The organism is Kribbella sp. CA-247076, from assembly GCF_050942445.1.
Lineage (GTDB): Bacteria > Actinomycetota > Actinomycetes > Propionibacteriales > Kribbellaceae > Kribbella.
On the sequence record NZ_CP192051.1, the window covers coordinates 1561402 to 1574058 of the forward strand.

Below are 12657 nucleotides of genomic sequence, written 5' to 3' on the forward strand. Positions count from 1 at the left end.
GTGGATCTCGTCCTGGGTGGCCGGTGCGCCGGCTGCGAGCGGCCGGGCGTCACTCTGTGTGGTCGTTGCCGGGAGCGACTGACATCGGTGACTCCGTTCCGTGCCTGGCCGGACCCACGCCCGGCCGGACTGCCTCCGCCGACCGCGAGTGCGCCGTACGCCGACGAGGTGCGCAAGCTGATCGTGGCCCACAAGGAGGAGGCCCGGTACGCGCTGGCGCGTCCACTCGGGGCCGTGCTGGCGGCCGCCGTCCGCGAGGCGCTCGGTCCGCGCGAGGTGGTCTGGTTGTGCCCGGTGCCGTCCTCGCGAGCGACCGTCCGGCAGCGTGGACATGACCCACTGCGGCGGATCACCCGGGCTGCCGTGCGGGTCCTGCGACGGCAGGGGATCGACGCCCGGCCGGCGTCCGCGCTGACCGTCGTACGACGTCCGGACGACCAGGCCGGCCTGTCGGCGGAACGCCGTACCGCCAACCTGGCCGGGGCTTTCGCGGCCCGTTCGCGCTGGGCTGAAAGGCTGACGGATCAGCCGGTCCTGCTGGTCGACGACGTGATCACCACCGGTTCTACGCTGGCCGAGGCGGGCCGGGCCTTGGAATCCCGGGGAATTCCGGTGCTCGGCTGCGCGGTGCTCGCCGCGACCCGCCGGCAGTGGCCGTCTGGTTCATGAGAACTTCCCTACCGGTTTTCGCCGAAGCCGACTAGCGTTGGCCTATGACACCCGCTAGGGCTTGTCGGGCAGGGATGTGGTGCAGGGCCGGATCAGCCGGAATCCTCACCGCGGAGTCCGACGGGTTCCGCAGCGGGTGTTCTCGTTTCGGGCACCGTCACGAGAGGTACGGGGGTCCGAAGACGTAAAAGAAGTCGCCGATCGATGGAGGTTTCCGTGGACGTCGTTGTCAAGGGTCATCACTGCGAGGTCAGTGACCGCTTCCGGCAGTACGTCGAGGAAAAACTCGAGCGGATCGAGAAGGTCGATCACCGGGTACTGCGGTGCGAGGTAGAAGTCAGCCAGGAGAAGAACCCGCGACAGCACGATCGGGCGATGCGTGTCGAGCTCACCATGTACACCAAGGGTCCGGTGGTCCGGGCCGAAGCGACCGGGGAGACCAAGCAGGCGGCCTTCGACGTCTGCCTGGACCGGCTGCGGGCGCAGGTCCGCAAGGCGGCCGACCGCCGCCGGGTGCACCGCGGTGAGCGTACGCCGGAAGGCCTGCGGCACGTGAACGCAAAACAGCCGCTCAACGGCACCACACCGGTAGTGGAGGAAGAAGTCGCCGAGGACGAAGTGGCGACGTACAAGTTCGGATCGCTCACGGTCACCGGGGACGGCCCGCTGGTGATGCGCGAGAAGACCCACACCGCCAAGCCGATGTCCCTGGACCAGGCGCTCTACGAGCTCGAGCTGGTCGGACACGACTTCTATCTGTTCGTCGACGCCGACGAGAACCAGCCGAGCGTCGTCTACCGCCGTCGCGGTTACGACTACGGCGTGATCCGGCTCGCCGTCTGACGCCGACTCCGGGAGGAGCGCACAAGAAGCACAGGAAGAGGGGCCGGGCGGTGCGCCCGGCCCCTTCTCCTTCCCCTGCGAAGGTCTGTGGGTCAGCCGTCGATCTGGGCCTGGAGCGCGGCGGCGTACGTCGCCACCTCGGCGTAGACGCCCGGGTTGCCGGCGTCCGCGCAGCCCACGCCCCACGAGACGACGCCGAACAGCCGGCCGTTCAGGACGAGCGGCCCGCCGGAGTCGCCCTGGCAGGAGTCCTTGCCGCCTTCCTCGTACCCGGCGCAGATCTCGCCGTCGGCGGTGTAGCCCTCGCTCGCGTAGGCCTCCTGGCAGTACGCGTCACCCAGCACCGGGACGTCGACCTTCTGGAAGGTGTTCGCCGGACCGGTGCCCTCGGTCTCACCCCAACCGTAGACGACCGAGGCCGCACCGGCCGCGTCCGCCGCCTTGTCGGTCTCCAGTGCCAGCGTCGGTACGCCGTCGAACGGCGTGGCCAGCGTCATCACCGCGACGTCGTGCCCGGGGGCCTGCCCGTACTGCGGGTCGACCCAGATGCTGCTGATCGCCGACTCCTGGCCGGTGGACGTGTCACTCAGCACGTCCCGCCCCTGGATCGCGGTGTACGTGGAGGCGGCTTCCTGCGAGCAGTGCGCGGCGGTGACGATCTTGTTCGCCGCGACCAGCGTCGCGCCGCACCACTCGCCGGTCGGGTCGGGTGAGCCGGTGTTCGAGAGCTGGATCGCCCACGGGGTGTCCGCCGTGTGGGCGATGGTGCCGCCGACGATCCGGGTCTTCGGTCCGTCCGGTGCCTGCGCGGCCGTTGCGGAGCCGGCCACGGCCACCGCACCGAGGGACGCCACGGTCAGCACACCGGCCGCCAGGGCGGCCCGGACCCACTGCACTCTTCCTGTCATGCCTCACTCCAGGTTGATAGGGGCCGCACGGGCGGCGCGGCCTGCTGCGAGCGTCTCCCGAACACCCTCCGTAGCACACCTCCCACTTGCGGTAACTCCCAAGTTATGCCCTCGCCCCGCACTACTCTGCGGTCGTGCATCCTCAGCCTCGGGTCCGGGCCCGGACCGACTGGAAGGCCGTGATCCTCAAGCTGGCCGGGGCCGCGGTACCGATCCTGACCCTCGGGGCCGCAAGCTCCGTCCTGATGGGCGTCGTCGCCGTCCGCCGCCGCAGCCTGCTGCTGGCCGCGTCCGCGGCCGTTTACCTCGGAATCACGATCGCCTTCTGGTCCGTCGACTGGGGCAACGACCTCGAGGCGGACTCGGCGAAGGGTGACGCGTTCATGCTGGCCCAGTTGCTCGCCATTCCCGTGGCCAGCGTCCAGGCCGCCGTGGTGATCGCTTCCCAGCGGCGGAAGGCCCGGGTGGCGTTGAACGAGGCATCGGCGGACACGCTCGCCGCGCTGCCCGGGCTGAACGCGCAGATCGCCGCGACGATCGTGGCGAGCCGGCAGACCGACGGCCGGTTCCGGCACGTCGGTGAGCTGTGGAGCCGCGGGCTGCTGCAGGGCCTGCCGGACAAAGAACTGGTCGACCGGCTGCTGGTGATCTCGGTGCAGGACCGGAAACTGTCCTAGCCGCCCGGCAGAATCGTCGCTGTGACTACCCAGGTGTTGTCGACGGCGCAGGCGCGGCGCGTGGCCTTGGCCGCGCAGGGCTTCATGGACCCGCGGCCGAAGGGGGTGCCCGACGCCCGGGCGCTGGCGCGCGTGCTCGGCCGGATCGGCCTGATCCAGATCGACTCGGTCAACGTGCTCAGCCGCGCGCAGTACCTGCCGCTCTACTCCCGCCTGGGGCCGTATCCGCGCGATCTGCTCGACCGCGCCTCCGGCCAGGCGCCACGCCGCCTGGTGGAGTACTGGGCGCACGAGGCCTCCCTGATCCCGGTCCACACGCACCCGCTGATGCGCTGGCGGATGGCCCGGGCCGCCACCGAGGCGTGGGGCGGGCCGCGCTCGATCGCCAAGGAGCGGCCGGAGCTGGTCCAGCAGGTGCTCGCCGACGTCCGCGCGCACGGCCCGCTGACGGCCCGGGAGATCGACGACGACGTCGAGCGCTCGAAGGAGAACTGGGGCTGGAACTGGTCCGACGTCAAGCGGGCGCTGGAGTTCCTCTTCTTCGCCGGCGAGATCACGGTGGCCCGGCGCAACCAGCAATTCGAGCGGATGTACGACGTCCCCGAGCGCGTGCTGCCCAGCGCCGTACTCGAGACGCCGACGCCGTCGGACGCCGAAGCCCATCGCGGGCTGGTGTCGATCGCGGCGCGGGCGCACGGGGTGGCCACGGCGCAGTGCCTGCGGGACTACTTCCGGACCGCGCCGGAGCCGACCGCGCAGGCGATCGTGGAGCTGGTCGAGGAGGGCGAGCTGATCCCGGTCGGGATCGAGGGCTGGAAGCGGCCGGCGTACCTGCACCGCGACGCCCGGCTGCCGCGGCGGGTGAACACGCGGGCCCTGGTCAGCCCGTTCGACTCGCTGGTGTTCGAGCGGACCCGGACCGAGGTGCTGTTCGACTTCCGCTACCGGATCGAGATCTACGTCCCGGCCGAAAAGCGCATCTACGGGTACTACGTGCTGCCGTTCCTGCTCGGGGACCGGCTGGTCGCCCGGGTGGACCTGAAGTCGGACCGGGCCACCGGCGTGCTGCTGGTGCAGTCGGCGCACGCCGAGCCGAAGGCGCCGGTGGAGACCGCGGACGAGCTGGCCGCCGAGCTGGTCCAGCTGGCCGGGTTCCTCGGGCTGGACCAGGTCCGGGTGGTCGGCGGCGGTGACCTCTCGCCAGCGCTGAGTGACGCTCTGCGAGGGTCCTGAGGGGCCACGCGGGAACTTTCCGCCTCAGCCAACCGTGGGTCCGGTGGGGCCCGAGGCACGCTGCGGGCGTGGCTTGGCACACCCGGCCCCGTACGATGGGGGTCGCACGCCCTTCCCGCTGGGTCGGCCGTGCCCTGTCGGCGTCGGCCGCACCAAGGCTTCAGCAGCAAGGAGAGAACTCCCCACCATGAAGGTGATCGACAAGGTCCTGCGGATCGGCGAGGGCAAGATCCTGCGCCAGCTCCAGGGCATCGCGAAGATGGTCAACTCGATCGAGGACGACTTCGTCGGCATGACCGACGAGGAGTTGCGCGGTCAGACCGCGGAGTTCAAGCAACGCCACGAGAACGGGGAGTCCCTCGACGCGCTGCTGCCGGAGGCGTTCGCGGTCGTCCGGGAGGCGGCCAAGCGGACCCTGCACCAGCGGCCCTACGACGTCCAGGTCATGGGCGGCGCCGCGCTGCATCTGGGCAACATCGCCGAGATGAAGACCGGTGAGGGCAAGACCCTGGTCGCCACGATGCCGGTGTACCTGAACGCGCTGTCCGGCAAGGGCGTCCACGTGGTCACGGTGAACGACTACCTGGCGAAGTACCAGGCCGAGTGGATGGGCCGGGTGTACCACTTCCTCGGCCTGGACTACGGCGTGATCCTGCCGGAGATGTCGCCGGCCGAGCGCCGGATCGCCTACGGCAAGGACATCACCTACGGCACCAACAACGAGTTCGGCTTCGACTACCTGCGCGACAACATGGCGCAGAGCATCGAGGACTGCGTCCAGCGCGAGCACAACTTCGCGGTCGTGGACGAGGTGGACTCGATCCTGGTCGACGAGGCCCGGACCCCGCTGATCATCTCCGGCCCGGCCGAGGACTCGCAGCGCTGGTACGTCGAGATGGCGAAGATCGCGATGACGCTGAAGCCGCGGATCGCCGACGACAAGGTGCCGGAGGACCAGCGCCCGGTCGCCGACTACGAGGTGGACGAGAAGAAGCGCACGGTCGCCATCCTCGAGCGCGGGATCGAGAAGGTCGAGGACCGGCTCGGCATCGACAACCTGTACGAGTCGGCCAACACCCCGCTGATCAGCTACCTGAACAACGCGCTCAAGGCCAAGGACCTGTTCCGCAAGGACAAGGACTACGTGGTCGTCGACAACGAGGTGCTGATCGTCGACGAGCACACCGGCCGGACGCTGCACGGCCGCCGCTACAACGAGGGTCTCCACCAGGCGATCGAGGCCAAGGAAGGCGTCGAGATCAAGGAGGAGTACCAGACCCTCGCGACGATCACGCTGCAGAACTACTTCCGCCTCTACGACAAGCTGGCCGGGATGACCGGTACGGCGATGACCGAGGCGGCCGAGTTCCAGAAGATCTACGGCCTCGGTGTGGTCCCGATCCCGACCAACAAGCCGATGATCCGCTCCGACGAGCGCGACCTGATCTTCCGCACCGAGGACGCCAAGTTCGACGCGGTGGTCAAGGACATCGTCGAGGTGCACGGCACCGGGCAGCCGATCCTGGTCGGCACCACCAGCGTGGAGAAGTCCGAGCGGCTGTCCGCCCAGCTGCGCAAGGAGAACATCGCGCACGAGGTGCTGAACGCAAAGCAGCACGCGCGAGAGGCGGCGATCGTCGCCGAGGCCGGCCGCAAGGGCGCCGTCACGGTGGCCACCAACATGGCCGGTCGGGGGACCGACATCATCCTCGGCGGCAACCCGGAGTTCCTCGCCGACAAGGACCTGCGCGCCCGCGGCATCGACCCGGCCGAGTCCCCGGAGGAGTACGAGGAGCAGTACCCGGCGGTCCTGGAGCGGTTCGAGAAGCAGGTGAAGGACGAGCAGGAGGAGGTCCGCGAGGCGGGCGGCCTGTACGTGCTCGGCACCGAGCGGCACGAGTCCCGCCGGATCGACAACCAGCTGCGCGGCCGGTCCGGCCGTCAGGGCGACCCGGGCAAGTCCCGGTTCTACCTGTCGCTGGAGGACGACCTGATGCGGCTGTTCAAGCGTGAGATGGTCGACTGGGCGATGGCGCGCAACAACGACGACACCCAGCCGCTGGAGAACAAGGTCGTCACCAAGGCGATCGCGTCGGCACAGTCCCAGGTCGAGGCGCAGAACTTCGAGACCCGGAAGAACATCCTCAAGTACGACGACGTGATGAACCGGCAGCGCCACGTCGTGTACGACGAGCGCCGCCGGGTGCTCGAGGGCGCCGACCTGCGCGAGCAGGTTCAGGACATGCTCGAGGAGACCGTCACCGGGTACGTCCAGGGCGCGACCGTGGAAGGGTTCGCCGAGGACTGGGACCTGGACGCGCTGTTCACCGCGATGAAGACGCTGTACTCGACCGAGCTGACCGAGGAGCAGCTGATCGAGGAGGCCGGCGGTGACCGGTCCGGGCTGACCCAGGACTTCCTGATCGAGGCGTTCCTGGCCGACGCCAAGGCGGCGTACGACCGGCGCGAGGAGTACCTCGGCGAGGATGCGATGCGTGAGCTGGAGCGCCGGGTGGTGCTCAGCGTGCTGGACCGCAAGTGGCGCGAGCACCTGTACGAGATGGACTACCTGCGTGAGGGCATCGGCCTGCGGGCGATGGCCCAGCGCGACCCCCTGGTCGAGTACCAGCGCGAGGGCTACGACATGTTCGCCGCGATGATGGAGTCGATCAAGGAGGAGTCGGTCGCCTTCATCTTCAACGTCGAGGTCGACGTCGAGGCGATGCGCGCCGAGATGCAGGCCGCCACCGAGGTCGCCGAGGAGAACGGCATCGAGGGCCGGCGGATCGAGGACATCCTCACCCCGGGCGCGCCGGTGGCCGAGTTCCCGGGCCGGGTCCAGGACGAGGAGCGGCCGCAGGACACGCCGCGTCCGCGGGACACCCCGCGGCTGCGCGCCAAGGGCCTGACCGGTGACAGCCGCCCGCAGCGGCTGTCGTACTCGGCGCCGACGATCGACGGCGACGAGGAGGTCGCGGTCCGGCAGGACGGCGCGACGGATGAGGGCGGCCTGATGTACGCCGGGACTCCGCGCAACGTGGCCTGCCCGTGTGGCTCGGGCAAGAAGTACAAGCGCTGCCACGGCGACCCGCAGTCGGACGTCTACAAGTTCTGACGCCACCTCGAACGGCCGGTCCCTTCCCGGGGCCGGCCGTTGGTGTGTCTGCCACCATGGCGGACGCCGGGACCGGTGTGGTGCCCTGGATCCATGTGGCTGACGGAGAAGTTCGGGTTGTCCGTGCCGGTGGTGGGCGCACCGATGGCGAACGTGAGCGGCGGCCAGCTGACCGCGGCGATCTCGGCGGCCGGCGGACTGGGCATGCTCGGCGCGGGTTCGGCGGTGACCGCCGACTGGATCCGCACCGAGGGCGCGGTCGCCGCGGCGAGCGGGCGGCCGTACGGCGTCGGTCTGATGGCGTGGTCGGTCAAGGCCCACCCTGAGCACCTCGACGCCGTCCTCGAGCTCCGACCGGCCCTGGTCTCGCTGAGCTTCGGCGACTACGCGCCGTACGTCGGGATGCTGCAGCAGGAAGGCATCGTCGTCGCCATGCAGGCGGGGACGATCGCCGACGCCCGCGAGGCGATCGACAGCGGGGTTGACGTGATCGTCGCCCGGGGTGCCGAGGCCGGCGGGCACGGCCGCAACGCGGTCGCCACCCTCCCGTTGCTGCAGGCGATCCTCGAGCTGACCGACCTGCCGGTGCTGGCGGCCGGTGGGATCTCCGGTCCGCGCGGGCTGGCCGCCGTACTGGCCGCGGGAGCGGTCGGCGGCTGGATCGGTACGGCGTTCCTCACGTGTCAGGAGGCGTTGACGCCGGAGCCGGTACGCCGGCGGGTGATCGAGGCGGACGAGACCGACACGGTGTACGGCACGGTCTTCGACGCCGCGTCGAGGGCCGGCTGGCCGGACGAGTTCGGCGGGCGGGCGCTCCGGAACGCGTACTTCGACACGTGGGAAGGCCGCGAGCAGGAGCTCAAGACCGACGACGCCGGCCACGACGACTACGTCGCCGGCGTTCGCGCTGCCGACCCGGCCCGGACGTCGATCTACGCGGGCCAGGGTGTCGGCGCCCTGACGGCCGAGCCGGCCGCGGCCGACGTCGTCGCCGCCTTCGCCACGTACCGCACGTATCTACGGGCGGCGATCGAGTAGCAGGCCGGTCAACTGCGCCGTGCCGGGGTCTTGACGCCGACGGTTTTAACCGGTTTAGATGGCGTTTAAACCGGTTTAAATCCGTCGTGTGAGGTGTGTGTGAGTAAGCAGCGGCCGACGATCGCCGATGTGGCGACCCGGGCGGGTGTGTCCAAGGGCGCGGTGTCCTTCGCGCTGAACGGACGGCCCGGCCTGGCGCGGTCGACCGTGGACAAGATCCTCGCCGCCGCCGACGAGCTGGGCTGGCGGCCGAGCAACCGGGCCCGGTCGCTGTCGGTCTCGAAGGCGTTCGCCCTCGGCCTGGTGATCACCCGGGATCCGGCCGTGCTGTCGTCGGACCCGTTCTTCCCGGCCTTCATCGCCGGCGTCGAGAGTGTCCTGTCCGCCCGCGGGCAGGCGCTCGTCCTGCAGGTCGTCACGGCCGGCGAGGACGAGGAGGCGGGCTACCGGCGGCTCGCACAGGACGCGCGGGTCGACGGCGTCTTCCTGTCCGACCTCCGGCACGACGACCCCCGGATCGGCCTGCTGGTCGAGCTCGGGCTGCCCGCGGTCACCCTGAATCGGCCCGATGGTACGTCGCCGTTCCCGGCGGTCACCCTGGACGACCGGCCGGGGACGATCGCGGTCGTCGAGCACCTGGTCGAGCTCGGGCATACCCGGATCGCCCAGGTCGCGGGCCCGCCCGACTTCGTGCACGCGACGGCCCGGTCGACGGCTTTCGAGTCGGCCCTGGCCACGGCCGGTCTGCGGCCGGTCGCGGTCGAGGCGGGCGACTTCACCGCCGCCGGCGGGATCGAGGCGACCCGGAGGCTGCTCGCACTGCCCGAGCCGCCGACCGCGATCGTCTACGCCAACGACCGGATGGCGATCGCCGGTCTCGGAGCTGCCCAGGCGGCCGGGTTGACCGTTCCGGACGACCTGAGCATCGCCGGCTTCGACGACAGCGAACTCGCCGAGTACGTCCACCCCGGCCTGACCACCGTACGCGCCGACCCGTTCCGTTTCGGCGAGGCGGCCGCCCAGACCCTCAACCAGCTCGTCGACGGCGCGACCGACGTACCCGATGTCGAGCTCCCACCAGCGCAGCTCGTCGTCCGCCGGTCCACCGGCGCGGCTCCTGCGTAGTGCTCCCCTGGAGGAAAGATGAAACTGCAAGCCGGACTGCTGGCCCTCGTGCTGGCCGGATCACTCGCCGCGTGCGGCGGCAGCGACGGCGCTGGTGACGCCAACGCCGCGGCCAAGTCCACCGGGCCGATCACCATCTGGTACTCGAACAACGCCGAAGAGGTTGCTTGGGGCAAGCAGATGGTGGCGGCCTGGAACGTGGCGCACGCGGACCAGAAGATCACCGCTCAGGAGATCCCGACCGGGAAGAGTTCGGAGGAGGTGATCGGGGCGGCGATCACGGCCGGGAACGCGCCGTGCCTGATCTTCAACACCTCGCCGGCGTCGGTGTCGCAGTTCCAGAAGCAGGGCGGGCTGGTGCCGCTGGACGGGTTCGACGGTGGTACGTCGTACGTCGAGGAGCGGTCCGGTGATGTCGCGGGGCAGTACAAGTCGACCGACGGCAAGTACTACCAGCTGCCGTGGAAGTCGAATCCGGTGATGATCTTCTACAACAAGAAGGCGTTCGCGAAGGCGGGGCTGGATCCGGAGAAGCCGGCGTTGGCGACGTACGACGAGTTCCTCGCGACCTCGCGGAAGCTGGTCTCCTCGAAGGCGGCCAGGTTCGCCATCTACCCGGCGCCGAGCAACGAGTTCTTCCAGTCGTGGTTCGACTTCTATCCGTTGTATGCGGCCGAGACCGGCGGGAAGCAGCTGGTCGAGGACGGCAAGGCGACGTTCGCGTCCGACGAGGGCAAGAAGGTCGCGCAGTTCTGGCGGACGATGTACGCGGACAAGCTCGCGTCGCAGGAGAAGTACACCGGTGACGCCTTCGTGGACGGGACCGCGGCGATGGCCGTGGTGGGTCCGTGGGCGATCGCGACGTACAAGGGCAAGGTGGACTGGGGTGTCGTGCCGGTGCCGACCTCGTCGGGGAAGCCGGCGAACGAGATCCACACGTTCTCGGATGCGAAGAACGTGGCGATGTACTCGGCGTGCAAGAACCGTGGCACCGCGTGGGAGGTGCTGAAGTTCGCGACCAGCCAGGAGCAGGACGGCAAGTTCCTGGAGACGACCGGGCAGATGCCGTTGCGCAAGGACGTCGCGTCGACGTACGCCGACTACTTCACCAAGAACGCGGACTACAAGACCTTCGCCGATCAGGCCGCGCGGACGGTGGAGGTGCCGAACGTGCCGAACTCGATCACGATCTGGCAGACGTTCCGGGACGCCTACTCCAAGTCGGTGATCTTCGGCCAGGAGGACCCGGGAGCGGCCCTGGACGGCGCGGCACAGAAGGTCGATCAGCTCGCCGCAGGGTCATGAGCCGACTGGCCTCGACGGGATCGGGCCGGCGAACGGGCTTCGCCGGCCGGATCCTGGGGGAGCACCCGGCGGGGACGGCGTTCGTCACGCCGTACGTCGTGTTCCTGGTGCTCGTGTTCGCGTATCCGCTCGGGTTCGCGGTCTACATGTCGTTCCACGACTACTTCTTCACCGCGCCGGGCGCGATCGTGGAGCGGCCGTTCGTCGGGCTCGACAACTACGTGACCGTGCTGTCCGATCCCGCCGTACGACGTGCCTTCGGCAACGTGCTCGTGTTCCTGGTGATCAACGTGCCGCTGACCGTCGTGTTGTCGCTCGGTCTGGCGACGGCGTTGAACGCGGCGATCCGGTGGCGGACGTTCTTCCGGGTGTCGTACTACGTCCCGTACGTGACCGCGAGTGTTGCGGTGGTGGGGGTGTGGCTGTTCCTGTTCAACGCGAACGGTCTGGTCAACTCGGTGCTGGGTCCGTTGGCGCCGGATCCGTCGTGGCTGGTGAACTCGACGCTCGCGATGCCGACCGTGGCGATCTACGTGACCTGGAAGCAGTTGGGGTTCTTCATCCTGCTCTATCTGGCGGCGCTTCAGAACGTGTCGAAGGATCTGTACGAGGCAGCGTCGATGGACGGGGCCGGGCGGTGGAAGTCGTTCCTGAACGTGACGGTGCCGGGCGTGCGGCCGGCGACGACGCTCGTCGTCCTGCTGGCGACGGTGACCGGGGCGAACCTGTTCACCGAGCCGTACCTGCTCACCGGTGGTGGCGGTCCGGACGGGGCGTCGGCATCGCCGGTGCTGGTGATGTACCAGAAGGGCATCGAGCAGGGGAACCCGGACATCGGGTCGGCGATCGGGGTGCTGCTGGTGATCGGTGTCCTGATTCTGGCGCTGGTCGAACGGCGTTTCGTGGGGAGGGAGGACTGATGCGGTGGCGTTTCGTCGCGTTGCTCGTCGGCGCGTTCGTGTTCCTGTTTCCCTTCTACTACATGCTGATCGGCTCGTTGCAGGCCGAGCCGGATCCGTCGGTGGGCGGGGCGTTCCCGTCACCGGGGAATCTGACCGGGCAGAACTATGTCGAGATCAACACCGCGATCAACCTCGGGCGGTCGTTGATCAACTCCGGCGTCTTCACCGGCGGGGTCATTCTGGGGACGCTCGTGTTCGGCGTGCTGGCCGGTTATGCGCTGGCCCGGTTGCACTTCCGTGGCCGCGGGCTGGTGTTCAACCTGATGCTGCTGGTCCAGGTCGTGCCGTTCCAATTGTTGACAATCCCCTTGTATGTGCTGATTGTGCGCAGTTACGGGTTGGCCGACTCCTATCTCGGGATGATCCTGCCGTTCGCGATCAACTCGACGGCGGTGTTCGTGTTCCGGCAGTACTTCCTGCAGCTCCCGGCCGAGTTGTTCGACGCGGCCCGGATCGACGGCGCGGGTGAGCTGAGCATCCTGTGGCGGATCGCGGTGCCGCTGGTGAAGCCGGCCCTGCTGACGGGGGTGCTGCTGACGTTCATCGGGCCGTGGAACGAGTTCCTCTGGCCGTTCCTGATCACCAAGCAGCAGGATCTCCAGCCACTCGCGGTCTCGCTGTCGAACTACTTGACGACCGTGTCGGCCCGGGCGGCGAACCCGTTCGGTGCCGTCCTCGCCGGGGCGTGCGTGCTGGCCGCGCCCGCGGTGACGCTGTTCCTGATCTTCCAGCGCCGTTTCATCGCCACGAACCTCGAGTCCGGGGTCAAGGGCTGACTCGTA

General features: G+C 69.2%; 11 protein-coding genes. 10 read left to right on the plus strand and 1 reads right to left on the minus strand.

All coding sequences use genetic code 11. The features are described from left to right. Positions 1–87: 87 nt before the first annotated feature. Both ACQPYZ_RS07450 and hpf read left to right on the plus strand, forming a co-directional pair. The gene (locus tag ACQPYZ_RS07450; RefSeq protein ID WP_433166584.1) at positions 88–669 is read left to right on the plus strand and encodes a ComF family protein; all 582 of its coding nucleotides are present in this window, start codon (positions 88–90) and stop codon (positions 667–669) included. Positions 670–885: 216 nt separating this feature from the next. Next, on the plus strand, positions 886–1512 hold the full coding sequence (gene hpf, locus ACQPYZ_RS07455; protein ID WP_433166586.1) for a ribosome hibernation-promoting factor, HPF/YfiA family: 627 nt from the start codon (positions 886–888) through the stop codon (positions 1510–1512). Between the two features lie 92 nt (positions 1513–1604). Here the strand turns inward: hpf and ACQPYZ_RS07460 are convergent, their stop codons facing one another. Continuing rightward, the gene (locus tag ACQPYZ_RS07460; RefSeq protein WP_433166588.1) at positions 1605–2420 is read right to left on the minus strand and encodes a S1 family peptidase; all 816 of its coding nucleotides are present in this window, start codon (positions 2418–2420) and stop codon (positions 1605–1607) included. 134 nt (positions 2421–2554) lie between these two features. Between ACQPYZ_RS07460 and ACQPYZ_RS07465 the strand changes: the two genes are divergently transcribed. From ACQPYZ_RS07465 to ACQPYZ_RS07500, 8 genes are all read left to right on the plus strand, one after another. Continuing rightward, positions 2555–3097 (plus strand): helix-hairpin-helix domain-containing protein, encoded by a 543-nt coding sequence (locus ACQPYZ_RS07465; protein WP_433166589.1) that lies wholly within the window; start codon positions 2555–2557, stop codon positions 3095–3097. Positions 3098–3181: 84 nt separating this feature from the next. Beyond that, on the plus strand, positions 3182–4330 hold the full coding sequence (locus tag ACQPYZ_RS07470; protein WP_433169640.1) for a winged helix-turn-helix domain-containing protein: 1149 nt from the start codon (positions 3182–3184) through the stop codon (positions 4328–4330). Between the two features lie 187 nt (positions 4331–4517). Then, a complete protein-coding gene (gene secA, locus ACQPYZ_RS07475; RefSeq protein ID WP_433166590.1) occupies positions 4518–7445 on the plus strand; it encodes a preprotein translocase subunit SecA in 2928 nt (975 codons plus the stop codon). A 93-nt stretch (positions 7446–7538) separates the two neighbouring features. Further along, the gene (locus tag ACQPYZ_RS07480) at positions 7539–8483 is read left to right on the plus strand and encodes an NAD(P)H-dependent flavin oxidoreductase (protein WP_433166591.1); all 945 of its coding nucleotides are present in this window, start codon (positions 7539–7541) and stop codon (positions 8481–8483) included. Between the two features lie 99 nt (positions 8484–8582). Beyond that, positions 8583–9608, plus strand: a complete 1026-nt coding sequence (locus ACQPYZ_RS07485) for a LacI family DNA-binding transcriptional regulator (protein WP_433166592.1) — start codon at positions 8583–8585, stop codon at positions 9606–9608. Positions 9609–9626: 18 nt separating this feature from the next. After that, positions 9627–10913, plus strand: a complete 1287-nt coding sequence (locus ACQPYZ_RS07490) for an extracellular solute-binding protein (protein ID WP_433166593.1) — start codon at positions 9627–9629, stop codon at positions 10911–10913. Continuing rightward, a complete protein-coding gene (locus ACQPYZ_RS07495) occupies positions 10910–11833 on the plus strand; it encodes a carbohydrate ABC transporter permease (protein ID WP_433166594.1) in 924 nt (307 codons plus the stop codon). The genes ACQPYZ_RS07490 and ACQPYZ_RS07495 overlap by 4 nt, the downstream gene beginning before the upstream one ends. Next, complete coding sequence (locus ACQPYZ_RS07500) at positions 11833–12651, plus strand: carbohydrate ABC transporter permease (RefSeq protein WP_433166595.1); 819 nt, start codon at positions 11833–11835, stop codon at positions 12649–12651. The genes ACQPYZ_RS07495 and ACQPYZ_RS07500 overlap by 1 nt, the downstream gene beginning before the upstream one ends. Positions 12652–12657 lie beyond the last annotated feature (6 nt).

Excerpts from the sequence above, each read along its gene's own strand:
- ACQPYZ_RS07460 (WP_433166588.1), bottom strand. The coding sequence starts at position 2,420 with ATGACAGGAAGAGTGCAGTGGGTCCGGGCCGCCCTGGCGGCCGGTGTG.
- ACQPYZ_RS07470 (WP_433169640.1), top strand. The coding sequence starts at position 3,182 with ATGGACCCGCGGCCGAAGGGGGTGCCCGACGCCCGGGCGCTGGCGCGC.
- secA (WP_433166590.1), top strand. The coding sequence starts at position 4,518 with ATGAAGGTGATCGACAAGGTCCTGCGGATCGGCGAGGGCAAGATCCTG.
- ACQPYZ_RS07480 (WP_433166591.1), top strand. The coding sequence starts at position 7,539 with ATGTGGCTGACGGAGAAGTTCGGGTTGTCCGTGCCGGTGGTGGGCGCA.
- ACQPYZ_RS07490 (WP_433166593.1), top strand. The coding sequence starts at position 9,627 with ATGAAACTGCAAGCCGGACTGCTGGCCCTCGTGCTGGCCGGATCACTC.
- ACQPYZ_RS07495 (WP_433166594.1), top strand. The coding sequence starts at position 10,910 with ATGAGCCGACTGGCCTCGACGGGATCGGGCCGGCGAACGGGCTTCGCC.
- ACQPYZ_RS07500 (WP_433166595.1), top strand. The coding sequence starts at position 11,833 with ATGCGGTGGCGTTTCGTCGCGTTGCTCGTCGGCGCGTTCGTGTTCCTG.